The 25,109-nt window shown below is 63.6% G+C and carries 30 protein-coding genes; 15 read left to right on the top strand and 15 right to left on the bottom strand.

The annotated features are described in order from the left end of the window. Positions 1-15: 15 nt before the first annotated feature. The 9 genes from coaA to hisB form a co-directional block, all read right to left on the bottom strand. Complete coding sequence (gene coaA, locus A9K66_RS12330) at positions 16-975, bottom strand: type I pantothenate kinase (protein ID WP_067002907.1); 960 nt, start codon at positions 973-975, stop codon at positions 16-18. 84 nt (positions 976-1,059) lie between these two features. Next, a complete protein-coding gene (locus tag A9K66_RS12335; RefSeq protein WP_067323877.1) occupies positions 1,060-1,383 on the bottom strand; it encodes a phosphoribosyl-ATP diphosphatase in 324 nt (107 codons plus the stop codon). Between the two features lie 9 nt (positions 1,384-1,392). Next, the gene (gene hisF, locus A9K66_RS12340) at positions 1,393-2,187 is read right to left on the bottom strand and encodes an imidazole glycerol phosphate synthase subunit HisF (RefSeq protein WP_067324668.1); all 795 of its coding nucleotides are present in this window, start codon (positions 2,185-2,187) and stop codon (positions 1,393-1,395) included. Next, positions 2,184-3,023 (bottom strand): arginase family protein, encoded by an 840-nt coding sequence (locus A9K66_RS12345; protein ID WP_067323879.1) that lies wholly within the window; start codon positions 3,021-3,023, stop codon positions 2,184-2,186. The genes hisF and A9K66_RS12345 overlap by 4 nt, the downstream gene beginning before the upstream one ends. After that, the gene (hisA, locus tag A9K66_RS12350) at positions 3,020-3,766 is read right to left on the bottom strand and encodes a 1-(5-phosphoribosyl)-5-[(5-phosphoribosylamino)methylideneamino]imidazole-4-carboxamide isomerase (RefSeq protein ID WP_067323881.1); all 747 of its coding nucleotides are present in this window, start codon (positions 3,764-3,766) and stop codon (positions 3,020-3,022) included. Before hisA ends, A9K66_RS12345 begins: the two co-directional genes overlap by 4 nt. Continuing rightward, the gene (locus A9K66_RS12355) at positions 3,763-4,059 is read right to left on the bottom strand and encodes a DUF1330 domain-containing protein (protein ID WP_067323883.1); all 297 of its coding nucleotides are present in this window, start codon (positions 4,057-4,059) and stop codon (positions 3,763-3,765) included. The genes hisA and A9K66_RS12355 overlap by 4 nt, the downstream gene beginning before the upstream one ends. Continuing rightward, positions 4,060-4,710, bottom strand: a complete 651-nt coding sequence (gene hisH / locus A9K66_RS12360) for an imidazole glycerol phosphate synthase subunit HisH (RefSeq protein ID WP_067323885.1) — start codon at positions 4,708-4,710, stop codon at positions 4,060-4,062. Between the two features lies 1 nt (position 4,711). After that, complete coding sequence (locus A9K66_RS12365; RefSeq protein ID WP_067323887.1) at positions 4,712-5,185, bottom strand: DUF2628 domain-containing protein; 474 nt, start codon at positions 5,183-5,185, stop codon at positions 4,712-4,714. Positions 5,186-5,189: 4 nt separating this feature from the next. Continuing rightward, entirely contained in the window at positions 5,190-5,789 is a 600-nt protein-coding gene (gene hisB, locus A9K66_RS12370) for an imidazoleglycerol-phosphate dehydratase HisB (protein ID WP_067323889.1), read from the bottom strand. 203 nt (positions 5,790-5,992) lie between these two features. On the opposite strand from hisB, the gene hslV reads away from it, so the two are divergent. From hslV to A9K66_RS12395, 5 genes are all read left to right on the top strand, one after another. Continuing rightward, on the top strand, positions 5,993-6,544 hold the full coding sequence (gene hslV / locus A9K66_RS12375; protein ID WP_067002895.1) for an ATP-dependent protease subunit HslV: 552 nt from the start codon (positions 5,993-5,995) through the stop codon (positions 6,542-6,544). Positions 6,545-6,593: 49 nt separating this feature from the next. Next, positions 6,594-7,118, top strand: coding sequence for a GNAT family N-acetyltransferase (locus A9K66_RS12380; RefSeq protein ID WP_067324669.1), 525 nt, complete (start codon positions 6,594-6,596; stop codon positions 7,116-7,118). A gap of 5 nt (positions 7,119-7,123) precedes the next feature. Beyond that, positions 7,124-7,723 (top strand): DUF2585 domain-containing protein, encoded by a 600-nt coding sequence (locus A9K66_RS12385; protein WP_067002893.1) that lies wholly within the window; start codon positions 7,124-7,126, stop codon positions 7,721-7,723. Between the two features lie 5 nt (positions 7,724-7,728). Next, positions 7,729-9,039 (top strand): ATP-dependent protease ATPase subunit HslU, encoded by a 1,311-nt coding sequence (gene hslU / locus A9K66_RS12390; RefSeq protein WP_067323891.1) that lies wholly within the window; start codon positions 7,729-7,731, stop codon positions 9,037-9,039. Between the two features lie 129 nt (positions 9,040-9,168). Then, entirely contained in the window at positions 9,169-10,128 is a 960-nt protein-coding gene (locus A9K66_RS12395; protein WP_067323893.1) for a DUF1402 family protein, read from the top strand. A gap of 18 nt (positions 10,129-10,146) precedes the next feature. Here the strand turns inward: A9K66_RS12395 and A9K66_RS12400 are convergent, their stop codons facing one another. The 4 genes from A9K66_RS12400 to A9K66_RS12415 are packed head-to-tail and all read right to left on the bottom strand — an operon-like array spanning position 10,147 to position 13,695. Further along, positions 10,147-10,956 (bottom strand): 3-methyl-2-oxobutanoate hydroxymethyltransferase, encoded by an 810-nt coding sequence (locus tag A9K66_RS12400; RefSeq protein WP_067323895.1) that lies wholly within the window; start codon positions 10,954-10,956, stop codon positions 10,147-10,149. 37 nt (positions 10,957-10,993) lie between these two features. Further along, positions 10,994-12,211 carry an FAD-dependent oxidoreductase gene (locus A9K66_RS12405; protein ID WP_245307495.1) on the bottom strand — a complete coding sequence of 406 codons (1,218 nt, stop codon included), beginning with the start codon at positions 12,209-12,211 and terminating at the stop codon, positions 10,994-10,996. Positions 12,212-12,227: 16 nt separating this feature from the next. After that, positions 12,228-12,542 (bottom strand): MocE family 2Fe-2S type ferredoxin, encoded by a 315-nt coding sequence (locus A9K66_RS12410; protein WP_067002880.1) that lies wholly within the window; start codon positions 12,540-12,542, stop codon positions 12,228-12,230. Between the two features lie 46 nt (positions 12,543-12,588). Next, positions 12,589-13,695 carry a fatty acid desaturase family protein gene (locus A9K66_RS12415; protein WP_067324671.1) on the bottom strand — a complete coding sequence of 369 codons (1,107 nt, stop codon included), beginning with the start codon at positions 13,693-13,695 and terminating at the stop codon, positions 12,589-12,591. A 176-nt stretch (positions 13,696-13,871) separates the two neighbouring features. Here A9K66_RS12415 and A9K66_RS12420 point away from each other — a divergent pair, with 176 nt between their 5' ends. The 9 genes from A9K66_RS12420 (at position 13,872) to A9K66_RS12460 (ending at position 22,365) form a co-directional block, all read left to right on the top strand. Beyond that, positions 13,872-14,903: a LacI family DNA-binding transcriptional regulator gene (locus A9K66_RS12420; RefSeq protein ID WP_067323899.1), complete on the top strand. Its 1,032-nt coding sequence runs from the start codon at positions 13,872-13,874 to the stop codon at positions 14,901-14,903. A 369-nt stretch (positions 14,904-15,272) separates the two neighbouring features. Continuing rightward, positions 15,273-16,214, top strand: a complete 942-nt coding sequence (locus A9K66_RS12425) for a sugar ABC transporter substrate-binding protein (RefSeq protein ID WP_067323901.1) — start codon at positions 15,273-15,275, stop codon at positions 16,212-16,214. 180 nt (positions 16,215-16,394) lie between these two features. Next, positions 16,395-17,471: an ABC transporter permease gene (locus tag A9K66_RS12430; protein ID WP_067323903.1), complete on the top strand. Its 1,077-nt coding sequence runs from the start codon at positions 16,395-16,397 to the stop codon at positions 17,469-17,471. 2 nt (positions 17,472-17,473) lie between these two features. Then, positions 17,474-18,244, top strand: coding sequence for an ATP-binding cassette domain-containing protein (locus A9K66_RS12435; protein ID WP_067003269.1), 771 nt, complete (start codon positions 17,474-17,476; stop codon positions 18,242-18,244). A gap of 83 nt (positions 18,245-18,327) precedes the next feature. After that, entirely contained in the window at positions 18,328-19,320 is a 993-nt protein-coding gene (gene iolG, locus A9K66_RS12440; protein ID WP_067002875.1) for an inositol 2-dehydrogenase, read from the top strand. Positions 19,321-19,352: 32 nt separating this feature from the next. Beyond that, the gene (locus A9K66_RS12445) at positions 19,353-20,147 is read left to right on the top strand and encodes an SDR family oxidoreductase (protein WP_067323905.1); all 795 of its coding nucleotides are present in this window, start codon (positions 19,353-19,355) and stop codon (positions 20,145-20,147) included. Between the two features lie 155 nt (positions 20,148-20,302). Continuing rightward, positions 20,303-20,569 (top strand): type II toxin-antitoxin system Phd/YefM family antitoxin, encoded by a 267-nt coding sequence (locus A9K66_RS12450; protein ID WP_067323907.1) that lies wholly within the window; start codon positions 20,303-20,305, stop codon positions 20,567-20,569. Then, positions 20,566-20,988, top strand: a complete 423-nt coding sequence (locus A9K66_RS12455) for a type II toxin-antitoxin system VapC family toxin (RefSeq protein ID WP_067323909.1) — start codon at positions 20,566-20,568, stop codon at positions 20,986-20,988. Before A9K66_RS12450 ends, A9K66_RS12455 begins: the two co-directional genes overlap by 4 nt. 285 nt (positions 20,989-21,273) lie before the next feature. Beyond that, a complete protein-coding gene (locus tag A9K66_RS12460) occupies positions 21,274-22,365 on the top strand; it encodes a 3-deoxy-7-phosphoheptulonate synthase (RefSeq protein WP_067323911.1) in 1,092 nt (363 codons plus the stop codon). A gap of 21 nt (positions 22,366-22,386) precedes the next feature. On the opposite strand, the gene A9K66_RS12465 is transcribed toward A9K66_RS12460, so the two are convergent. Then, complete coding sequence (locus tag A9K66_RS12465; protein WP_067323913.1) at positions 22,387-23,022, bottom strand: LysE family translocator; 636 nt, start codon at positions 23,020-23,022, stop codon at positions 22,387-22,389. A gap of 127 nt (positions 23,023-23,149) precedes the next feature. Here A9K66_RS12465 and A9K66_RS12470 point away from each other — a divergent pair, with 127 nt between their 5' ends. Further along, entirely contained in the window at positions 23,150-23,851 is a 702-nt protein-coding gene (locus A9K66_RS12470; RefSeq protein WP_067323916.1) for a YafY family protein, read from the top strand. 12 nt (positions 23,852-23,863) lie between these two features. Here A9K66_RS12470 and A9K66_RS12475 read toward each other — a convergent pair whose 3' ends face one another. Continuing rightward, positions 23,864-24,973 carry a Gfo/Idh/MocA family oxidoreductase gene (locus tag A9K66_RS12475; protein WP_067323919.1) on the bottom strand — a complete coding sequence of 370 codons (1,110 nt, stop codon included), beginning with the start codon at positions 24,971-24,973 and terminating at the stop codon, positions 23,864-23,866. Positions 24,974-25,109: the final 136 nt, after the last annotated feature.

Here is a 25,109-nt window from a genome sequence, read left to right on the forward strand (position 1 = left end):
GTCCGCCGGATTCTATCAGAGTTTCCGCAATGCCACCTCTTCGACCAGGTGGTTGGCGCCTTTGCGCAGGATGAGGTCGGCGCGCGCCCTGGTCGGCAGGATGTTCTCGCGCAAATTCTTCAGGTTGATGTTGCTCCACAGGCCCTCGGCGATGGCGCGGGCGGCATCCTCCGACAGCTGCGAATAGCGGTGGAAGAAGGAGTCCGGGTTGCGGAAGGCAGTCTCGCGCAGTCGCATGAAGCGCTGGGTGTACCACTGGTGAATCAGCTTCTCGTCGGCATCGATATAGATGGCGAAGTCGAAGAAATCCGACAGGAACGGCACGATCTTGCCGTCCTTCGGCAGCTTGCCCGGCTGCAAAACATTGATGCCTTCGAAGATCAAAATGTCCGGCCTGTCGATGGTGACGAACTCGCCCGGAATGACGTCGTAGGTCAGGTGCGAGTAGACCGGGGCCCGGACATCGCGCTGCGCCGACTTGATGCCGGAAAGGAAGCGGAGCAGGGCGCCGACGTCGTAGCTTTCTGGAAAGCCCTTGCGCTCCATCAGATTGTTGCGGCGCAGGATCTCGTTCGGCAAGAGGAAGCCGTCGGTGGTGATGAGATCGACCTTCGGGCTCGACGGCCAGCGCGCCAGCAATTCCTTAAGCACGCGAGCGGTGGTCGATTTGCCGACGGCGACCGAGCCGGCGATGCCGATGATGAACGGCGTCTTGACGACGTCCTGCGCGTTGAAGAAGGCCTGGCGCTGCCTGAACAGCAGCTGGCTCGCCTCGACATGCGCCGAAAGCAGACGGGAAAGCGAGAGGTAGATGCGCTTGACCTCTTCGAGGTCGACCGGGTCATTGAGCGAACGCAGCCGGTCGATCTCGTCCTCGGTCAGCGTGAGCGGCGTGTCGGCGCGGAACTGCGACCATTGCTCGGCCGAGAAGAAACGAAAGGGGGAGTATTTCTCGGTCGGAGCAAGCTGGTCCATCGAGTCTCCTGCGCTCCTAGAGCATGATGCCGAAAAGTGTGGAGCGGTTTTCGGACGACATCATGCTCTATCCGTCTTTAGCGGTCAGCCCCGGGGCCGGGACGCCTTTTCAGCGACGCCCGAGCGGCCGGTGCGGCCCTCGAGCTCCTTCAGCACGTCCTCCAGCGGAATGCCCGCGATCGCGAGGACGACCAGCCAATGATATAGAAGATCGGCGCTTTCCGAAACGAGGGCCTGCCGGTCGCCGCGAACGGCGGCGATCACAGCCTCGACCGCTTCCTCGCCGAGCTTCTGCGCCGCCTTGTCCATGCCCTTGGCGAACAATTTCGCCGTCCATGACTCCGGATCACCGGAATGGGCGCGCTGATGAATTATCGTTTCCAGCTCGGCGAGTGAAAATTGAGCCATAGCAGTGGTTTAAGTCCGATGAACGGTCGAGTCCAGCCGCATCGGCAGGCCGGCGCCCGCCATATGCGCCTTGGCCTGGGCGATGGTGTAGGTGCCGAAATGAAAGATCGAGGCGGCAAGCACGGCGGCGGCATGGCCATCGCGGATGCCTTCCACCATGTGATCAAGCGTGCCGACGCCGCCCGAAGCGATGACCGGCACACGCACGGCATCGGCGATCGCGCGGGTCAGCGCGATATCGTAGCCGGCCTTGGTGCCGTCGCGGTCCATCGAGGTCAGCAGGATCTCGCCGGCGCCGCGATCGACCATCTTCTTGGCGAACTCGACCGCGTCGATGCCGGTCTTCTCGCGCCCGCCATGCGTGAAGATCTCCCAGCGGTTGGCCTCGCCGGCAGCCGATACTTTCTTGGCGTCGATGGCGACGACGATGCACTGGTTGCCGAACTTGTCGGCAGCCTCCGCGACGAAATCCGGGTTCTTCACCGCCGCCGTGTTGATCGATACCTTGTCGGCGCCGGCCAGAAGCAGCCTTCGTATGTCGGCCACCTGGCGCACGCCGCCGCCGACGGTGAGCGGCATGAAACATTGTTCGGCCGTGCGGGCGACCACGTCGAAGATCGTCTCGCGATTGTCGGACGATGCGGTGATGTCGAGGAAGCAGAGCTCGTCGGCGCCCGCCGCGTCATAGGCCTTGGCCGCCTCGACCGGATCGCCGGCATCGACCAGGTCGACGAAATTGACGCCCTTGACCACGCGGCCGTTCTTGACGTCGAGACAGGGAATGACGCGGGCTTTCAGCATCAGCGCCCCTCCATGGTCGACAAAAGGTCGACCACCAGCTCGCCGACCTGCGGCGGCACCTCGCCCTTCGGGTCGAACGCCGGATCGTAGGCGGAAATGGTAAGTCCGGCGATGCTGAGCGGGCCGGCAAGGCCGCACATCGCGGTGCGGACCTGCTCCGGCGCCGGGCCGCCAGGCGTTGCGTAACGATTGGCCTTCAGCTTTTCCGGATCATGCACGTCGAGGTCGACATGCATATGAATGCGCTCGGCACCCGTGGCCTTCAGCTTCGCCGCGGCGGCTGCCCAGTCCGGACACTCGGTGCGAATGATCGGCAGCTTCTCCAAAAGCTCTTTCTCGGCCGTATCGAGGTCGCGTGCGTTGACCAGGACACAGCGGGCCGGCTCGATCGGCTTGAAGCCGGGAATCTGCGCCGCCATGCGCCGCCAGCACAATCCAATCGCCGTTGCCAGCGCCATGCCGTCGAGAAAGCCGGAGGTGGAGGTTTCCGGCGTGTTGAGGTCGCCATGCTGGTCGGCCCAGATGATGGCGTCCGCGCCTTCACCGGCCACCGCGCCCGCGCTGGTCAGGCAATTGCCGGCCAGAACGATGGGAAAGCGCCCATTGTCCAGCGCGATGCGGACCTCGCCCGAAACGACGTTGCAGACGGCAAATCCGGTGCCGATCTCGCGCTCCTGCTCGTCCTCGACGACCTTGCCGATGTCGCGCACCTCGACGTCGTGACCGGCAAGCTTCAGCGCCTCGGCCAGCCCGCCGGAGATCAGCGCATCGGGGCCTTGGCCACAGCGGCCGTGAAAGTGGCCGCTGTCATAGGACGCCAGGATGATCGAGATGTTCACGCTCGTGCCTCCGCGTTGTTGCCGCGCAGGATGGCGAGCGCCTCCGCCGGGTCGATGCGCCCGTCATAGAGCGCGCGACCGGAGATCGCACCCTCCAGGCGCTTCGCATCGGGCATGGTCATGCGCACGATGTCGGCGATGGAGGCCAATCCGCCGGAAGCGATCACCGGGATCGACACCGCCTCGGCAAGGTCGATGGTGGCATCCCAGTTGATGCCGGAGAGCACGCCGTCGCGGTCGATGTCGGTGTAAATGATGGCCGCCACGCCCGCACCTTCGAACTTCCTCGCCAATTCGATGACGCCGAGTTCCGAGGCTTCGGCCCAGCCCTCGACCGCCACCTTGCCGCCCTTGGCGTCGATGCCGACTGCTACCTTGCCGGGAAAGGTCCTGCATGCCTCCTTCACCAGTTCGGGCTCCCGCACCGCCACGGTCCCGAGGATGACTCGCGCCAGCCCGCGGTCCAGCCAGTCCTCGATCTGCGCCAGCGTGCGGATGCCCCCGCCGAGCTGCACCGGGTTCTTCGTCGCCTCGAGGATGGCGCCGACCGCGGCGGAATTGACGCTCTGGCCCTTGAAGGCGCCGTTGAGGTCGACGACGTGCAGCCATTCGAAGCCTTGCTCTTCGAAGGCTCGTGCCTGGGCCGCCGGGTCATCGTTGTAGATGGTGGCGGTCGCCATGTCGCCGTGCTTCAGGCGCACGCATTTGCCGTCCTTGAGGTCTATTGCCGGAAACAGGATCACGACCAGGCGCCCTCGACGATGGCGAAGTGGCCGGTCGATGCCGCCAGCCGGAATTTCAAGGCTTCCTGGTACTCGGGCGACTGATAGCAGGCGAGCGCCCTGTCGTAAGAATCGAACTCCACCACGACATGGCGGTTTCCCGTTGCTCCCTCCGGGTCGGTATGGCGGCCGGCCCGAACAGCAAACTTCGCGCCAAATTTGGCGAAGGCCTTCGCGTTGGCCTCGATGTATTTCTTGTAGGTGTCCGGGTCGCGGACATCGATCATGGCGATCCAGTAGCCCTTCTTGGTCATTCAGGGCCTCCAATTCAGGAAATTGGTGATCAGCGCCAGGCCGAGCGCCTGGCTTTTCTCGGGATGGAACTGCGTGCCGGCAAAGTTGTCGCGGGCAACGGCCGCCGTCACCGGCCCGCCATAGTCGGCCGTCGCCAGCACCTCGGCCGGGTTCCTCGCCTCCAGGTGGTAGGAATGGACGAAATAGGCGTGCAGCCCTTTCGGACCGGTCTCGATGCCCGAAAACAGCGGATGCTTGCGCGCGAGCTCGATCGTGTTCCAGCCGATCTGCGGGATCTTCAGTGCCGGATCCTTCGGCGTGATTTCCTTGACGTTGCCGGCAATCCAGCCAAAACCCTTAGTGACGGTCTTTTCCAGCCCGCGTTCCGACATCAATTGCATGCCGACGCAGATGCCGAGGAACGGCCGCCCTTTGCGAAGCGCCGCCTCTTCCACCGCTTCCCACATGCCGGTGACGGCATGCAGGCCGGCCGCGCAGTCTGCATAGGCGCCGACGCCCGGCAGGACGATGCGGTCGGCGCTGCGCACCCGCTCGGCGTCGGCCGTGAGATCGATGGTCGCGGCGATGCCCGCCTCATGCGCGGCGCGCTCGAAGGCCTTGGTGGCCGAGCGCAGATTGCCCGACCCATAGTCGATGATCGCTACCCGCATGTCAGGGCCTTCCCGGCGTATGGGTCAGCCCCAGCGCCATGCCCGTCTGCGCCGGCCGCGCCAGGCTGGTGTCGGGCACGATGTGCGGCATCGGCGCCTGTTCCTGCGTGCGCTCGCTGGCTTCGAGCGCGTGACGGACCTCGGCATCGCCGAGCCTGCCGGCCTCGACGACGCCCCATTCCCGCCAGCCGCGGCGGCGGAGCGCCGCGATCCGCAGGGCTTGGCCTTCGAAGCCGATATAGAGCGACACCAGCAGCGAGAGCGCCGATCCAGCCCATTCAAGCCTTAGTTTCTCGCCGAGCATGGACAACGCGGCCATGGCCGCGAAGGTGAGCAGGGCCTCGATCCAGAGGCGGTGCCAGGCGAGCCAGATCGGCGAGAACAGGAAGCCGAGCCAGGTGAAGCTGTCGCGCACCAGGGCGGCGTCCTCCTCGTTGCCCCCCGCAGGCGGCTCCATCACGACATAGATGGCCATAGGGTTATCCTTTCAGGGATCCCTTGGTGGACGGCACCGCATCGGGCTGGCGCGGGTCAGGCTCCAGCGCCACGCGCAGCGCCCTGGCCACGGCCTTGAAGCAGGTTTCCGCAATATGATGGTTATTGGCGCCGTAGTGGTTGGTCACATGCAGCGCTATGCCGGCATTCTGCGCCAGCGCCTGGAAGAATTCGCGCACCAGCTCGGTGTCGAATGTGCCGATCTTCGGCGACGAGAAGGAAACGTTCCAGACCAGGAACGGCCTGCCGGAAACGTCGATCGCCGCCCGGGTCAGCGTCTCGTCCATAGCCAGCTCGATCGAGGCATAGCGCATGATGCCGCGCCGCTCCCCCAAAGCCTTGCTCAGCGCCTGGCCGATGGCAATGCCGGTATCCTCGACCGTGTGATGGTCGTCGATGTGAAGATCGCCTTTGGCCTCGATCGTCATGTCGATCAGCGAATGGCGCGACAGCTGATCGAGCATGTGGTCGAAGAAGCCGACACCCGTCGAAATGTCGGATTTACCCGTGCCGTCGACATGGACCGATACGGAAATCTCGGTTTCCTTGGTCTTGCGGCTGATTTCTGCGGAACGGGGCGGCATCAGTCTGTCCTGTTCAGAGGCGCGGGCTTGAAAACGAGAGCCTTCTATCAGCATGATCCGGCGATTGCCAGTTGCCATTCCGGACTGTATCGGCCTTGCCGCGGACGGTTTGCAATCACTCGCCCTATGCATACATATGGCCGATCAAAGTCACTCGTACCGCGCCAATCGCCTTTGAGGGATAGCGCGACTCGGAGCAGGAAATGTCGAATGAACTGACCATGCACGCCACGACCATCGTCACCGTGCGCAAGGGCAGCAAGGTTGTCATCGCCGGCGACGGCCAGGTCAGTCTTGGCCAGACCATCATGAAGGGCAACGCCCGCAAGGTGCGCCGCATCGGCAAGGGCGGCAGTGTCATTGCCGGTTTTGCCGGCGCCACCGCCGACGCCTTCACCCTCCTCGAACGCCTCGAAGCCAAGCTCGAACAATATCCTGACCAACTGACCCGCGCCTGCGTCGAGCTCGCCAAGGACTGGCGCACCGACCGCTATCTGCGCCGCCTAGAAGCGATGATGCTGGTCGCCGACAAGTCGGTCTCGCTGGCGCTGACCGGCACCGGTGACGTGCTCGAGCCAGAACATGGCGTCATGGCCATCGGCTCCGGCGGCAACTACGCGCTCGCCGCCGCCCGCGCGCTGATGGACACCGACAAGGACGCCGAGGAGATCGCCCGCAGGGCGATGCAGATCGCCGCCGATATCTGCGTCTACACCAACAGCAGCTTCGTCGTCGAAACGCTCGATGCCGCCTAGGCGGCCGGCCATGATCCCGAAAAATGGGAATCGGCTTCTGGAACAGATCATGGTCGAACAGGAAGACAGCTACGATTTTCGGCCGGTCACCCAAAAGGATCTGCCGATGATCGCCCGCTGGCTTGCCGAGCCGCATATCGCCGAATGGTGGGGCGATCCGGAAAAGGAGATCGCCGAGATACGCGAGCATATCGGGTCGGTTTCGGTGGAGCCGCTGATCGTCGAATTGGGCGGCAAGCCGATCGCCTATCTGCAGAGCTACGATCCGCATCTCGAGGACAACCATCCTTACGCCGACCAGCCATTCGGCACGCTGGGTATCGATCTGTCGATCGGGCCGCCGGACCTGGTCGGCATCGGCCACGGCTCGGCCATCGTCCGCCAGTTCGTCGCGGAACTGTTCGAGGAAGGCGCGCCGCGCGTCGTCATCGATCCGCATCCCGGCAATGGCCGCGCCATCCGCGCCTATGAAAAGGCCGGCTTCAGGCCGATCGGCCGCAGGCATTCGGAATATGGGGACGTCGTGCTGATGGCCGTCGATGCGGCCGAAATCGACCAACAAGAGGGGGACTGATCACAATGACCGCATCCGGGGGAGACAAGACGCTGTCGGCCTATGAAGACAGCTGGCGCATGGGGCTGCTGCTGGTGCTGGCTCTCGTCGTTTTCCAGGCCGGCATTCTCTACGGCATGGGCCATCCGCCGATCTGCACCTGCGGCTACGTCAAGCTCTGGCACGGTGTGGTGAACAGCTCGGAGAATTCCCAGCACATCGCCGACTGGTACACCTTCTCGCACATCATCCACGGCTTCCTGTTCTATGCGCTGGCCTGGGCTCTGTTCCCGCGCTCGCCCGTCGGGCTGAGGCTGGCTTTCGCCGTCCTCATCGAAGGCGGCTGGGAACTCCTGGAGAACAGCCCCTTCATCATCGACCGCTACCGCGCCGGCACCATCTCCCTCAACTACTACGGCGACAGCATCATCAATTCGGTGTCCGACACGCTGTTCATGGCGCTCGGATTTGTGATGGCGCGAAAGCTCCCTATATGGGTGATCGTGGCTCTGGCGCTCATTTTCGAATTCGGCACGGGCTACATCATCCGGGACAATCTGACGCTCAACGTGATCATGCTGCTGCATCCGTTCGAGTCCATCAGGCAGTGGCAAAGTGGAATTTGAGTAACATGAGCACCTTTTCTCCCCGCGAAATCGTTTCGGAACTCGACCGCTTCATCATCGGCCAGAAAGACGCCAAGCGCGCCGTGGCGATCGCCTTGCGCAACCGCTGGCGCCGCCAGCAGCTGGAGGGCCAGATGCGCGAAGAGGTGATGCCCAAGAACATCCTGATGATCGGCCCGACCGGCGTCGGCAAGACCGAGATCTCGCGCCGGCTGGCGCGGCTGGCCGGCGCGCCTTTCGTCAAGGTCGAGGCCACCAAGTTCACCGAGGTCGGCTATGTCGGCCGCGACGTCGAGCAGATCGTGCGCGATCTCGTCGAGGTCGCCATCGGGCTGACGCGCGAGAAGATGCGTGAGGACGTCAAGGCGCGCGCTCACATCAATGCCGAAGAGCGCGTGCTCGAAGCTTTGGTCGGCAAGACCGCGAGCCCGGCCACGCGCGACAGCTTCCGCAAGCGGCTGCGCGACGGTGAGCTCGACGACAAGGAGATCGAGATCGAGGTGGCGGACACCGGCACCGGCGGTATGCCGGGCTTCGAGATCCCCGGCATGCCGGGCGCCAATATCGGCGTGCTCAACATCAACGACATGCTGTCGAAGGCGATGGGCGGCAGGAAGACCAAGACCCGCAAGACGACGGTGAAGGAATCCTACGCGCTACTGATCAATGACGAGTCCGACAAGCTGCTCGACCAGGACGAGGTGGTTCGCCAGGCGCTGGAATCGACGGAGAATGACGGCATCGTGTTCCTCGACGAGATCGACAAGATCGCGGCCAGGAGCGACATTTCGGGCGGTCCCTCGCGTGAAGGCGTTCAGCGCGATCTGCTGCCGCTGGTTGAAGGCACCACCGTTGCGACGAAATACGGGCCGATCAAGACGGACCATATTCTTTTCATCGCCTCGGGCGCGTTCCACGTCTCCAAGCCTTCGGACCTGCTTCCGGAGCTGCAGGGCCGCTTGCCGATCCGGGTCGAATTGCGTGCCCTGGAGAAGCAGGATTTCGTCCGCATCCTCACCGAAACGGAGGCCAGCCTCATCAAGCAGTATATTGCGCTGATGAAGACCGAAGGCGTCGAGTTGGCCTTCACCGACGACGCGATCGATTCGCTCGCCGGCATTGCCGTCGACCTCAACGCCAATGTCGAGAACATCGGCGCCAGACGCCTGCAGACGGTGATGGAACGGGTGCTGGACGAGATTTCCTACGACGCGCCGGACCGCCACGGCACGGCGGTCACCATCGATGCCGACTACGTGCAGAAGCATGTCGGCGATCTCTCGCGCAACACCGACCTGTCGCGGTTCATCCTCTAACGGGCGAAGCCCGGCGATGTGTGGCCAGATGGTACCATCTGGCCACCTTTCGTCCCGTCGGAAGCTTGCCTCGTCTCGACTCTCCCACGCGCTTTACCTAGTTTGCCGCCGACTTGAAGGCGGCGGTGGATGAAGAAACGCATACTTCTTTTTGTTGGCCTGGCATTGGCCGCGGCGATGGCAACGGCGAACGCGGCGACCATGGTGCCGCCGGGCAATCGCAACAGCGTGCAGCCGGATATTCCCGGCGCTTCCAGCCGGCGCACTCAGGCCACCAACACCAGCTTCCAGGCCAAGTATCGCAAGGTCTACGCGCTCTTGCAGAACGATGCCGAGCTGCGCGCCAAGATCAGGAAAGTGGCGGCCGCCTACGACATCGATCCGATGCACATCGTCGGCGCCATCGTCGGCGAGCACACCTACAATGTCGACGCCTATGATCGGCTGCAGACCTATTACGTCAAGGCAATGTCCTACCTGTCGAGCAAGCTCACCTTTGCTTATGAAGGGGAGGACGTCAGCGATTTCGTTGAGCGGCCGCAATTCCAGAAATGCGCCGGCATAACCGACAGCTACGATCTCTGGGAATGCCGCGAGCAGGTGTGGAACCATTCCTTCCGCGGCAAGACCGTCGGCGGGACCAGCTTCCCCAACGACCGCTTCGGAGCCACTTTCTTCCAACCCTACTATGCCGGCCAGACTTTCGGACTCGGCCAGCTCAACCCGCTGACGGCGCTGCAGATGAGCGATCTCGTGCACAAGGTCTCCGGCCTGCCCGAGCTCGACGTCAATGATCCGAACACGGTCTACAAGACCATCATGGATCCCGACCTCACGCTGCCTTACGTCGCTGCGACCATCAGGAAGTCGATCGACGCCTACAACAGCATCGCCGGCTTCGACATCTCGCACAATCCGGGCCTGACCGCCACGCTCTACAATGTCGGCAACCCCGAGCAGCGCGCCTATGCGTTGGAGGAGGAGAACGAGAAGCGTCGCGCCGCCGGGGAACCGGAAAAGCTGCCCGAGGAGAATTATTACGGCTGGCTGGTCAACGACAAGCTGGACGAGCTGAAGACGCTGTTCTAGCCGGCTGAGCCGGGTGGTTCAGTAGCCTTCCGAGGCGAGAAACGCCTCGAACTTGCGCATTTCGTCGGCATCCGCCTCGACCATGTGCCGCGGCTCTGGATAGGCGCCCGCCTGGATATCGTCTGCATATTCGCGGAAGGCCGCGATGCGCTCGCTCTGCAGGCGGTCGAACTCCGCCGCGAAGTCGCGGTAGCGCTTGGCATGGCGCGGATAATGGCCGCGATTGCTGCCGAGCACGTCTTCGGAGAACAGATATTGCGCATCGCAGCCGGCGCCGGCGCCCATCGAGATCATGATCAGCGATGTACGCCGCGAGATCGCGCTTGCAACCGGGGCCGGCACAACTTCGATCTCGGCGGCGAAGGCGCCGGCGGCTTCAAGGTCCTTGACCTGCTTCCAGACGAAGGCAGCACTTTCGGCCGTCTTGCCGACCGCCTTGAAGCCGCCCGTCCAGGTCGCATGCGCCGGGATCAGCCCGACGTGACCGCAGACCGGAATATGCTCGTCGCGCAGCCGGCGGATGGTCTGCAGGCTGGCCGCGCAATACATGGCGTCGGCGCTGGCCGCGCGCAGCTTCACCGCCATGCGCAGGATCTCGTCGGTGGTTGCGCCCAGCTTGATGCGTTCGTCGCCGGGAATGGCAAAGCAAGTGGGTGCGGCGTCGCGAAAACGCGGATCGAAGATAAGATCATAGGGGACCGAGATGATGTCGATGCCGGCACGCTCGGCGGCCTCGGCCTCCTCCAGCGAGAAAACGCGCAGCTTCGAAAGCTGGCGCTTGCCCTTCAGCAATTGCAAATCGGCGACGGTCGGTCTGTTGCGTGCCATGTCCGTGGATCCCCTCGTTTCCAGCGATTACTCGGGCCTATGCCGCCAGCAGCGACTTCAGCTTGACCGATTGCGAGCCGAGCGCCTCAGGCGCGGGCGTCGCCCGCTTCGCGATCAGCATCTCGGCCAACCGTATGTCGCGCGCCACCGCATTGCCGGGCCCGATGCCGCTGGCGGCGACCAGCCTGCCGTCCTCGGCCAGGTGGAACAGAATGAAGGCGCCGTCGTAGAGGTCGCGCCGTACGGTCGAGCGGCCTTCGTCCGAAAGCCCGGCGATCTGCAGCGTGAGCCCATATTGATCCGACCAGAACCACGGCACCGCGGCATGCGCCTCGTTGGCGCCCAGCATGTTCTTCGCGGCGAGCGCGCCCTGCTCCTGCGCGTTGCGCCAGGCTTCCAGCCGCACGCGCCGGCCGCCATAGACGGCGAGCGGGAACGAGCAGCAGTCGCCGGCGGCAAAAACATCCGGATCCGCGGTGCAAAGGTTCTCATCGACGGCGATACCATTGTCGATCGCAAGTCCTGCTTCGGCAGCGAGCGCCGTCACCGGCACCGCGCCGATGCCGATCACGGCAAGATCGGCGACGATGTCCTGCCTGTCGGCAAGCGTGATGCGAACTTGCGTGCCGTCATCGGCAATCGCCGTGATGCCTTGGCCGGTAAGCACCTTCACGCCTTCGGCCTGATGAGCCTTATGAATGATTTCCGCGACCTCGGCCGGCACGCCACGCATCAGGATGCGCGGCTGCGCCTCGAGCACCGTGACCGTGGCGCCTAGCTTGCGCGCCGAAGCGGCAAGCTCGAGGCCGATGAAACCGCCGCCGATGATGGCGACGCGGTTCTCCGGCTTAAGATGGGCGCGGATCGCGAGCGCGTCGTTGAAGGTCCTGAGATAAACGCAGCGGCCGCCCAGACCAGGCATCGGCAGCTTGCGCGGCACGGACCCGGTCGCGAGCAGCAGCTTGCCATAGCCAAGCGAAGAGCCGTCGGAGAGGCGCACGAGATGCGCGGCGCGGTCGATCGCGACGGCCCGAACGGAATGGATGTGGCGGATCGAGCGTTCGGCCAAAAGCTCGTCGCTGGCGATCGCCTTAATGAGGGGCGCCTCGCTGGTCATCGCCTCCTTCGACAGCGGCGGCCGTTCATAGGGCAGATGCGGCTCGTCGCCGACCAGCGTCACCGGCCCTTCATGACCAAGGTCGCGCAGGGTAAGCGCGGCACGACCGCCGCACTCGCCGGAGCCGATGATGACCATTCCTCCCGCCATCCCGTCACCCAAGCTGAATGAGAACTTTGCCAGCGTCGACCTTGACCGGATAGGTCTTGAGATTGACGCAGACCGGCGCCCCGCGCGCGTCGCCGGTCTTGTAGTTGAAGCGGCCATTGTGTTTTGGACACTCGATGATGTCGTCCATCACCAGCCCATCGGCCAGATGCACTTTCTCATGCGAGCACAGGCCGTCGGTCGCGTAATACTCGTCCTCCGGGCTGCGATAGATGGCGTAGGTGCGGCCGGCATGATCGAACCGCATTACGTCCTCCTCGTCGATGTCTCCGGCCGCGCAGGCCTCGACCCAGTCGCTCATGTCGTCCTCCGGCGAAATTCTTCGTTGTCGGTTGTGTCGGATCCGGTCACTCGGCCGCGGCCGCTACCGGATTGTCGTTGTGGAGCTCTTCCCGGTAGGGCTTTGCCGTCGGCGGCAGCTCGCGCTTGAGGAAGTAATCCTCGTTGCGCAGCTGGCGCAGGAAGGCCGGGATCATCTCGCGGTAGCCGGCCAGGATCGACGGCGTCGGCGCCGGCAAATCGTGCTTGATCAGCTCATGCAGCTTGGGCAGCGCGTGGTAGGGCACCATCGGGAACATGTGGTGCTCCACATGGTAGTTCATGTTCCAGTAGATGAACCGGCTGATCGGGTTCATGTAGACGGTGCGGCTGTTCAGCCGATGGTCGATGACATTGTCGGCCAGCCCGCCATGCTGCAGCAGCCCGGTCATGACGTGATGCCAGGCGCCGTAGAGGCGGGGCAGGCCGACGAGCATCAGCGGCAGCCATGAATGCAGATAGAGCGCCAGCGCGATGGTCGCGACATAGATGGCGAGCCAAATACGGGCGATGCGGATGGCCTTGGGCTGCTCCTGTTCCGGGATGAAGGTCTGTTCTGCGGCGCTGATGACGCCGGCGGCATTGCGCACCATGTCGGTCATCGCATGCCAAGCATCGAGCACGCCGAAAAAATTCAGCACAACGCGCAAAAGGTCCGGCGGTCGCATGACGGCGATCTCCGGGTCGCGGCCGACGATGATGGTATCGGTGTGGTGGCGTGTATGGCTCCAGCGCCAGGTCACCGGATTGCGCATGATCATGAAGCAGGCGAGCTGGTAGACCGCATCGTTCATCCATTGGGTGCGGAAGGCGGTGCCGTGACCGCATTCGTGCCAGCGGGAGTCGGTCGAGGAACCGTAGAGCGTGCCATAGGCAAAGAAGAACGGCACGCACCACCAGCTGCCCCAGAACCAAGCGCCGCCCGCGCCACTGAGGAACAGCGCACCGAGCCAGACGATGGTGTCTCGGATAGCGGGCTGGTCGGAGCGCTGCATCAGCTCCTTCATCTGCTTGCGCGGGATCTCGGTGTGGTACCACTGGGCCGCCGAAAGACCGTTCTCGACCGCGCGCTTGGCGTCGCGGCCGGTCAGGCTGTAGTCGCGTCCGGACGGCGCCGGAGACGTGATTGCCGTCATTGCGGGGTCCTCCATCAGCACCTGGCGAACGGCCCTCGGCAATGCCGCGCCTCGCCCATGGCTGGCTTCGACTTCACCATAGCGCCAAGTCATGATAGCCTCAATGTCACAAAGATAGATTCTATCATTTTCTATCAGATTGGGCTAATCTGAGTCGGGCAAGCGATGGAGCACTCATGGCAAAGCGGCCGACAATCACCGATCTCGCGCGCGTTTCAGGCTTCAGCGTCGCCACGGTCGACCGGGTGTTGAACAATCGCCTGCCGGTGCGCGAGGAGACGGCGCGTCGCGTCTACGAGGCGGCGACCGACATCGGCTATCACGCCGCCGGCCTGATCAGGCAGCGCATGCGCCAGGAGTTGCCCGAATATCGTCTCGGCTTCCTGCTGCTACGCGGCAATGACGTTTTCTACGGCGATTTCGCCCGCGAGCTGGAGCTTGCCGTCTCGCAATCGCAACGTTTCCGGGGCACTGCGACGATCGACTTCGCCGCTTCGCTGGCGCCAGATGAGATCGCCGCCCAGATGCGCAAGCTGGCGGCGAAATCCAGGGCCATCGCCGTGGTCGGTCCGGACCATCCCACCCTGACGGCGGTGGTCGAGGCGCTGAAGGCGCGAGGGCAGCCGGTCTTTTCGCTGCTCTCCGACTTCGCCGCCGGCATCCGTGAAGGCTATGTCGGGCTCGACAACCGCAAGGTCGGACGCACCGCGGCCTGGATGATCGCCAAGGCCGCCAGCAAGCCAGGCAAGGTCGCGCTTTTCGTCGGCAGCCACCGTTTTCATGGTCACGAGCTGCGCGAGATCGGCTTCCGCTCCTATTTTCGCGAGCATGCGCCGGATTTCACTGTGATGGAGACGCTGGTCAACCTGGAGGCCAACCAGGTGACGCATGATGCGATGCTCGAGCTTCTGGCTCGGCATCCCGACCTTGCCGGCTGCTACGTCGCCGGCGGCGGCATGGAGGGCGCGGTCGCGGCGCTGAGGGCGGCGAGACCGGCGCATATGCCGGTGGTCGTCTGCAACGAGATCAATGCGGAGTCGCGCGCGGCACTTGCCGACAACATCCTGACCATGGTGATCTCGACCCCGCTGGCGGCGCTCTGCCGCGAGCTTGTCGGCCTGATGGCGCATGCCATCGAGACCGGCGCCGCCAATGCGCCCGGGCAGACCTTTCTCCCCTTCGACATCTATCTGCCGGAAAACATCTAAGCCGTCTCCCGTCGGAATGATGTGATCCATCAGGCTGATGGAATTCTTTCGCGACGTGAAATCGCCCGGGGATTCCGCCGCAGAACGTTTGCATGCCCGGCCGCGAGGGCGCTGCACGCTTGCCTCCATCGAAAAACCGGCACGTCCATTTCGAATCACCCTTGACGGCTGTAAGCGAAATGGAATAAATATTTCACCAACTGGGTATTTTGGTTCTTTCGTTCCGGAACGTCTGTTTCAAACAGAGGACCAGGCGTTCCATCATGCGAGGAAAACGCCGCCGGAAGGGCCATGGGAGAGATTCCCCGGTAACATCGGGGATTCCGGTTCAATCGGTGCAGCCGGACACCAAGTGGAGGAGAAACTAAAATGAAGAAACTGCTTTTGGGCGTCGCGCTTTCGGCGCTGATGTGTTCGTCCGCCTTCGCCGCCAAGATCGGCGTCTCGATGGCTCTTTTCGACGACAATTTCCTGACCGTGCTGCGCAACGGCATGATCGCCCAGGCCAAGGGCATGGACGGCGTCGAACTGCAGGTCGAGGACGCGCAGAACGACGTGGCCAAGCAGCTCGACCAGATCAAGAACTTCGCCGCTTCGGGCGTCGACGCGATCATCGTCAACCCGGTCGACACTTCGGCCACCCAGGCGATGTCGGATGCGGCGGCCGCGGCCAAGATCCCGCTGGTCTATGTCAACCGCGAGCCGGTCAATGTCGACAAGCTGCCCGACAACCAGGCTTTCGTCGCGTCCAATGAGGCCGAGTCCGGCACGCTCGAGACCAAGGAAATCTGCCGCCTGTTCAAGGAAGCCGGCAAGAAGGAAGCCAATGTCTATGTGATCATGGGCGAGCTATCCAATCAGGCGGCGGTGCAGCGCACGAAGGATATCGATGAAGTGATTGCCACGCCCGACTGCAACTTCATCAAGATCATCGACAAGCAGACCTCGAACTGGAAGCGTGACGAAGCGCAGAACCTGATGACCAACTGGCTGTCGTCCGGCAAGCCGTTCGACGGCGTCATCGCCAACAATGACGAAAGCGCCATCGGCGCCATCCAGGCGATGAAGGCCGCCAATATCGACATGAAGTCGGTCGTGGTCGGCGGCGTCGACGCAACCCAGGACGCGCTGGCCGCGATGCAGGCGGGCGATCTCGACGTCACGGTCTTCCAGGATGCGGCTGGCCAAGGCGCGGGCGCGCTCGATGCGGCGCTGAAGCTCGCCAAGGGCGAGAAGGTGGAGCGCAAGGTCTACATCCCCTTCCAGCTCGTGACGCCGGCGAACATCGACAAGTTCCTGAAGAAGAACTGACGCCGCGCCAACGCAATTCCAGGAAGTTTTCCGTACGGACTTGCGTGAGGACAAACCCTGGAGCGGCGCTCCGACGCATCGAGTTGGCTGAAATCGGCTGCAGACAGAGCAGCGTCGCTCCCTTCCTTCTCCCGCCCGACCGGGCGGGAGAGCGGGCGCGGTCATTCGGAGGAAGAAGACGTGTCACAGACATCGCATGGCATTGGCGGGCTGAGCTATGACGCCAAGAAGCGCCCCTGGCCTGCCGAGTTCAACGTGTTTCTGGCGCTGGTCATCCTGGTCGGCGCATTCGAGCTGATCGGCCGCGTCTTCCTCGGCGACAGCTTCCTCTTCAACACCCGCGATAACGTCGATGCTATTTTCAACGAGCAGCGGCTGCAGATCATCATCCTGCAGGTGTCGATCGTCGGCATCATCGCCATCGGCGTCACGCAGGTGATCATCTGCGGCGGCATCGACCTGTCCTCGGGCTCGATCGTAGGCGCCACCGCCATGATCGCCATGAGTTTCGCGCAGGTTGCGACCGTCAACGGCAATCCCAACCCGAAGGCGATGTTCATTGACTACGGATGGACCGACCTGCCGGTCATCGTGCCGCTTCTGGTCGCGATCGGCTGCGGGCTGATTGCCGGCCTGATCAACGGCGCCCTGATCGCCTACACGCGCATTCCGCCGTTCATCGCCACGCTCGGCATGATGGTCACGGCGCGCGGCATCGCCAAATGGTGGTCGAAGGGCCAGCCGATCTCGTTCCCGACCGACAGCTTCGCGGCCATCGGCAAGGGGCTGATGCCGGTCATCATCTTCATTTCACTGGCGATCCTGTTCCAGCTCGTCCTGAGCTACACCCGATACGGCAAGCATTGTTACGCCATTGGCTCCAACGAGGACGCCGCGCGCATGTCCGGCATCAAGATCGCCAACCACAAGGTGCTGGTCTATGTGATTGCCGGCATCCTCGCCTCGATCGCCGCGGTGGTGCTTTCCTCCAAGAACCTCACCGCCCAGGCCGGCATGGGCGTGATGTACGAGCTCGACGCCATCGCCATGGCGGTCATCGGCGGCGTCTCGCTCTCGGGCGGCCGCGGGTCTATCATAGGCACGGTGATCGGCTCGCTGATCTTCGGCGTTATCATTTCCGGCTTCACCTTCCTGCGCCTCGACGCCTACTACCAGGAGATGGTCAAGGGCGTGATCATTGTCGGCGCAGTCGTTCTTGATCAATGGCGCCAGCGCCGCCGGGCGATAGGAGCTTGACCATGTCCGATATCGTTCTGAAGACCGAAAACCTCACCAAGCATTATGGCGGCGTTCACGCGCTGCAGGAGGCGAATTTCGAGCTGCGCAAGGGCGAGCATGTCGCCATCATGGGCGACAACGGCGCCGGCAAGTCGACCTTCGTGCGCCAGATCACCGGCGTCGAGCAGCGCACCGACGGCAAGATCTGGTTCGACGGCAAGGAAGTGAACTTCGCCGGCCCGATCGAGGCGCGCGAGGCCGGCATCGAGACCGTGTTCCAGAACCTGGCTCTGGCCGACGACCTCGACGTGCCGTCGAACCTCTTCCTCGGCCGGGAGAAGGTGCTTTTCAACCTCGGCCCCTTCTCGATTCTCGACCGCAAGGCGATGCGCAGGGCGACGGAGGCGGCGCTGATCCGCACCGCGGTGAAGATCCCGAACCTTTCCAGCACCATCCGCCACATGTCGGGCGGCCAGCGCCAATGCGTGGCGATCGCCAGGACCGCAACCTTCGCCTCCAAGCTGATCATCATGGACGAGCCGACCGCAGCGCTTGGCGTGCAGGAAACGGCGCAGGTCGAAAACATCATCCGCACGCTGAAGGAGAACGGCGAGCCGCTGATCCTGATCAGCCACAACATGCGCCAGGTCTTCGACCTGGTCGACCGCATCGTCGTCTTCCGGCGCGGCCGCATCGTCGCCAATTTGCGCAAGCAGGACACCGACGGCAACGACATCGTCGCTTACATCACCGGCGCCAAGACCGGGCAGGCGGAGCTTCAGGCCGCCTGACCAGGCGCCACGACGGGACCAGACCAAATCGTCCGCGCCGGCCGGCGCGGACACGTTTTAGAGCCACCCTCAAAGGACATTCCATGACTCTCCGCTTCGCTCTTCTCGGCGCCGGCCGTATCGGCAAGGTGCATGCCCGCGCCGTAGCCTCAAACCCGCAGGCCAAGCTGGTGGCCGTGGCGGACGCCTTCGAGAAAGCGGCGACGGAGCTTGCCTCCGCCTATGGGGCCGAGGTGCGCAGCATCGACGCCATCGAGCAGGCCAAGGACATCGACGCCGTCATCATCTGCACGCCGACCGACACTCACGCCGACCTCATCGAGCGCTTCGCCAGGGCCGGCAAGGCGATCTTCTGCGAGAAGCCGATCGACCTCGACGTCAAGCGCGTCGAGCAGTGCCTGGCCGTGGTCGACAAGGCCGGCGCTACGCTGATGGTCGGCTTCAACCGCCGCTTCGACCCGCATTTCGCCGCCGTCCGCAAGGCGATCGACGACGGCGCCATCGGCGATGTCGAGATGGTCACCATCACCTCGCGCGATCCGGGCGCGCCGCCGCTCGACTACATCGCGCGATCCGGCGGCATTTTTCGCGACATGACCATCCATGATTTCGACATGGCGCGCTTCCTGCTCGGCGAAGAGCCGGTTGCCGTCAGCGCGCACGCCTCGGTGCTGGTCGACAAGAAGATCGGCGAAGCGGGCGATTTCGACTCCGTCAGCGTCATTCTGGAAACCGCGTCCGGCAAGCAGGCCGTCATCTCCAACTCGCGCCGCGCCACCTATGGCTACGACCAGCGCATCGAGGCGCACGGCTCGAAGGGCATGGTTGCGGCCGAGAATCAGCGGCCGGTGTCGATCGAACTCGCCAACGACAAGGGCTACACGCGCCCGCCGCTGCACGATTTCTTCATGACCCGCTACATCGACGCCTACGCCAACGAGATCGCTTCCTTCATCGCCGCCGCGACTGCCGGCAAGAAGGCGGCGCCGAGCGGCAAGGACGGGCTGGTCGCCTTGAAGCTGGCTGATGCCGCCTTGGAGTCTGCCAAGACAGGCAAGACCGTCCGCGTCGCCTGAAGGTTTGAAACTCGATTACAGGAGCCAGAGCGATGAACGGTCTAGCCGGTCGCAATTCAGAAACGCGCGCCATCGTCACCGGCGGCGCGCAGGGCATCGGCTTCGCCGTGGCGGAAGCCTTGGCCGACGAGGGTTGCCGCGCGCTGGCGCTGGTCGGCCGCTCGCAGGACAAAGGTGACAAGGCGGTCGCAGCGCTCAAGAAGAACGGTGTCGATGCCATCTTCATCAGCGCCGATGTCGCCAAGGTCGCCGACTGCAAGCGCGCCGTCGCAACGGCGCTCGCGCATTTCGGCACTTTGAACGCGCTGGTCAACGCCGCCGCCACTTCGGCCCGCGGCTCGTTGGTCGAGACATCGGAAGAGCTTTTCGACCAGATCTTCGACACCAATGTGCGCGGCCCCTTTTTCCTGATGCAAGGCCTCGTCGCGCATCTCCTGGAGCGCAGGGTGCCGGGCTCGATCGTCAACGTGCTGTCGATGTCGGCGCATGCCGGCCAGTCCTTCCTGACGCCCTATTCGACCAGCAAGGGCGCGCTGATGACGCTGACCAAGAATGTCGCCAGCTCCTACCGGAAAAACCGCATCCGCTGCAACGCGGTGCTGCCCGGCTGGATGGATACCGAGGGCGAGGCGATCGTGCAGAAGAAGTGGCACGATGCGCCGGACGACTGGCTGGAAAAGGCCGAGGCCGCGCAGCCGATGGGCCAGTTGGTCAAGCCGGCGCAGCTTGCCCGGCTGATCACCTATATGCTCAGCCCGCAGGCCGGCGTCATGACCGGCTCGCTGGTCGATTATGATCAAAACATAGCTGGCGTGATCGGGGAGTAGTGACACGAGTAGCCTTACGCCAGAAGCCGGCCAGCTATGGGTGGAGATGTGATCAGCCTCGTGCGCCCAAAGGTACGCGGCCCCTGAGAGCCCCTGTTGCCGCAGCATCGCTATTCCGGTATAGTCAAGATGGTCAGAGTAGTCATGAGATTGAGATGCTGCCCGGACCGAAAGAAGATACGAGCTGGACGGTCGCTGGGGCAAAGGCCCGGCTCTCGGAGGTAATAGATCGGGCGCAATCTTCGCCTCAGACGATCACCCGTAACGGCAAACCAAGCGTTGTCGTCGTGTCCGCAGAGGAATGGCGGCGGAAGACCGCCCGCAAAGGAACGCTTGCGGAGTTCCTCCTGGAGTCGCCGCTGCGCGGCGCCGATCTCGACCTTGAGCGTCAACCCGACGAACCGCGTGATCAGCCGCTTTGAGGCTTCTGCTCGATACCAATGTCCTGTCAGAGGTGACGAGGCCGGCGCCGGATGTAGGCGTTCTAAAGTGGCTGGACGGGCTTGATGAGGATCGATCATTCATCAGCGTCGTATCGATCGCCGAGATCCGGCGCGGCGTTTCCCTCATGGATGAGGGCCGCAAACGAGAGGCACTGGCCGAATGGCTCGCTCGAGATTTGCCGCAGCGCTTCGAGCAAAGGGTTTTGCCGGTGGACGAAGCCGTTGCCTTGGCCTGGGGCGACCTGATGGGCATTGCCAAGCGCCGCGGTCACGGTCTGTCGTCGATGGACGGTCTGATCGCCGCCACCGCGATTGCGAAGCAGCTCACCTTGGCAACGCGTAATTCGAAGGATTTCGAAGGCTTTGCAATCGAACTTTTCGATCCATGGTCTGCATGAACCGTGAACCGCTGCATGATGCTCTATTTTTCCCGAGGCCACGGAGCACGGCGCAAACCAAGCAAATGCTTAGCTTCATGAGGACGTGACAAGCGCCGCGGCATCGACTATATGAGCCGCATGATCCACCTGACCGCCTCGTTTTGGTACTTTAGCTACGGTAGCTCGCTGGCGGCGGGAGGATTGCGCTCGATCTGAAGATTGCAGCATCTAATCCGAAAAGCCGCCAGACCTGGCGGCTTTTTCGTTTCAGCCGGCAGGTCTCCTAACCAGGAGCAGAAAGCCGTGTTGACCACCACAGACGACCTACGGGTCAAGGAACTCAAAGTCCTGAGCACGCCGGACGACGTGATGCGCGAGATACCGCGCTCGCTCACGGCGACGCGCACCGTTGCCGCCTCGCGCAACGCCATCCATTCCATCCTGACCGGGGCCGACGATCGACTGGTCGTCATCGTCGGCCCTTGTTCCATCCACGATCCGGTCGCCGCCGTGGACTACGCCAGCCGTCTGGCGGCGCTGCGCGAGGCCCTGGCCGACCGGCTCGAGATCGTCATGCGCGTCTATTTCGAGAAGCCGCGCACCACGGTCGGCTGGAAGGGCCTGATCAACGATCCCGATCTCGACGGCAGCTTCAACATCGACAAAGGTTTGCGGATGGCGCGCAACGTGCTTTCCGCCGTCAACAATCTCGGCCTGCCGGCGGCGACGGAATTCCTCGACATGACGACGCCGCAATACATCGCCGACCTCGTCGCCTGGGGCGCCATCGGCGCGCGCACGACCGAAAGCCAGATCCACCGCGAGCTGGCGTCGGGCCTCTCTTGCCCGGTCGGTTTCAAGAACGGCACCGACGGCAATCTGAGAATCGCCGGCGAGGCGGTGAAGTCCGCCGCCCAGCCGCATCATTTCATGGCGGTGACCAAGGGCGGCCGCAGCGCGATCGCGGCGACGACCGGCAACGAAGACTGCCATGTCATTCTGCGTGGCGGCGTGGCGCCGAACTACGACGCGGCAAGCGTCGACGCGGCCGCCGCGGAGCTCGGCCGCATCGGCATCGCGCCGCGCCTGATGATCGATGTCAGCCACGCCAACAGCGGCAAGAAGCCGGAGAACCAGCCGAAAGTCGCGCACGACGTGGCGGGCCAGGTCGCAGCGGGCGACGAGCGCATCATCGGAGTCATGATCGAGAGCAATCTCGTCGCCGGCCGTCAGGACGTCGTGCCCAGCAAGCAGCTCACCTACGGCCAGAGCATCACCGACGGCTGCATCGATTGGGCGACCACCGAAACGGTGCTGCACGGACTTGCCGGCGCCGTCGAGTGGCGCCGGTCGGTGAAGCGCGAACTGCTCGCCACCCGTCAGGGCGCCGCCTGACAACCCTGGCGAGGGCGGCGTTCACGCCGCCCTCAGCCCTTCCCATGCGGTGAATACCGAGACCGCGAATAGAAGCAGCCCGGCCGCACGGCCGGCAATGACCGTTGCCCGCGGATTGCCGACCAGAAGCGCCCGGCTGCGCCCGGCGGTGATGGCGAGGCCGCCGTAGATTCCTGCTTGTGTGACGACAGTCAGCAGTCCCATGATGGTCGCCTGCATCCAGATCGGACCGTAAACCGGCTTCAGGAACTGCGGATAGACGGCAAGGATAAACAGATAGGCCTTGGGGTTGATCAGGCAGGTGGCCAATCCCTGGCGAAAGGCTTTCCAGGCGGAGCGGCTGCCGGCGGGCCCGTCATCGCTGATGGTGATCGAGCTGCGCATCAGCGAAATTCCGATATAGGCCATATAAGCGGCGCCGGCGATCAGCAGCGGTTTGAACAGGACCGGCACGAAATGAATCAGCAGCCCGACGCCGATCGCCCCGTTCAACGTATGCACTACGCCGCCGAGCATAATGCCGCCGGTCGCCGCCAGCCCCCTGTCGCGCCCCCCGGTCAGCGCATTGGCCAGCACGAACAGCATGTCCATGCCTGGAACGGCGATGATGCCGAACAGCAGGATGAAGAATAGCCAGAGATTTTCCGTGTAACTCATGTCAGTTGCCTGTCGCAGCGCCCGCCAAGGACGCTGAGGAATCTGTTGATTTTCAAACCGATGCGCGGCCCTATAGGTCGTCCCAACTGACGGGGGTGTGTCAGTTGCGTTACGATCGAGTGGAAAAATGCGCAAGGCCTCGCGTCTGTTCGAAATTATCCAGATCCTGCGGCTGGCCAAGAAGCCGGTGACCGCGGCGACGATTGCCGAGCAACTGGAAGTGACGGTGCGCTCCGTCTATCGCGACATCGCAGCCCTGCAGGCGATGCGCGTGCCGATCGAGGGCGGGCGCGGCATCGGCTATATCCTGCGCCCCGGCTTCGACCTGCCGCCGCTGATGTTTTCGATCGAGGAGATGGAGGCGATCGTGCTGTCGCTGGCGCTGCTGGAACGCACCGGCGATGACGAGCTCAAGCAGGCGGCAAAGCGCGTCGGCGCCAAGATCTCCGGCGCGGTGCCGCCGCCCTTGCGCCAGACGCTCGACGCCAACGCACTTCATGCCTGGGGTTTTGCGCCTGCGGCCGCGGCGGTCGATCTGGCTCTGGTGCGCCGCGCCATCCGCGACGAGGAGAAGCTCGACCTTGCCTACCGCGACGAAGCCGGCCGCGACACACAGCGTATCGTCCGTCCGATCGCGCTGATCTACTACGCCGAGACCGCCAACATCGTCGCTTGGTGCGAACTGCGCCAGGCCATCCGCAATTTCCGCAGCGACCGCATCGAGGATTGCCAGCCGACCGGCCTATGGTTCAAAGGCGAAGGCGATCAACTGCGGCAGGTTTGGGTGGACGGCTGGGAGATCAATGCAGCAGCCGCCGCCGGCACCTGAAGGGGAGCCAGCTCACCTCACATCCACCCAGCGCTGTTCCTGGAACGAACGCGCCATCGCATGCACGGTCCGCTCGATCTCCAGCCCCTCGTCGAAGTCGATGGTCCGCGCCGGCTTGCCGGCGATCCGCATCAAAAGCTCGCGGCATTCGATGATCTTAAGGTCGTTGAAGCCGAGGCCGTGGCCGGGCGCCGGCACGAAGGAATCGTAGGGCTTGTGGTGCGGCGCCAGCAGGATCGTGCGGTAGCCCTGCTCGGTCGGCCGGTCGGCGGTCAGATAAAGTTGGAACTCGTTCATTCGCTCCTGGTCGTAGAGGATCGAGCCTTTCGAGCCGAAGATCTGGAGGGCGATACGGCCCTTGCGGCCCCAGGCCGAGCGGTTGACCAGCAGCGTACCGGCGACACCGTTCTCCAGATGCATCAGAACACTGGCGATATCGTAGGTCTCGACCGCACGGCGGCCGCCGGAGGCGACGCGCCGGTCGGCATAGGGTTTCGCCATGTCGCACATGACGCGAGCGACGCGGCCGAACAGCACTTTGATCAGCGACAGCGGATGCACGGCGAAATCGTCGAGCGCGCCATAACCGGAAGCCGCCTCATGCTTCCAGAAGAACAGCGCCTCGGGATCGGCCATGAAATCCTCGTCCATCTCGATGCGCACGAGATTGACATCGCCGATGATCTTTTCCTCAAGCAGCGCGCCGATGTGGCGGATGGCCGGGTTCTGAATGTAGTTGTAGCCGAGCACGGCAGCCTTGCCGGATTTGGTCGCTGCCTTCGCCATCGCCTCGGCCTCGGCAAAACTCGGTGCCATCGGCTTCTCGCACCACAGGTGCTTGCCGGCTTCGAGGATGGCGATCGCCATTTCCGGATGGAACTGGTTCGGCGTGGTCAGCGACACGACATCGACCTCCGGATCGTTGACGACGGCACGCCAGTCGCCCGAGCCTCGAGTGAAGCCGAACTCGGCCGCTTTGCGCTTTGCAAGCTCGTCATTGACCTCACCCAGATGCACCAGCCTCGCCTTCTCGACATCGGGAAAGACGGTGCCGACCGCGTTCCAGGCAATGGCGTGGCACTTGCCCATGAAGCCCGTGCCGATGAGGCCCACTCCGACCATGTCGATTGTCTCCGCTGAAGGGGAAGAATTCGCATGGATGAATTAATCCATTTCAGTCGAGAATGGAACGTCCAAATCATTTTTTATGGTGTTCTTGCGCGAAACCGCTATGATGAGGCAGGAGAGGGAACACCAG

It is taken from the genome of Mesorhizobium sp. AA23, from assembly GCF_001672435.1.
Lineage (GTDB): Bacteria > Pseudomonadota > Alphaproteobacteria > Rhizobiales > Rhizobiaceae > Mesorhizobium.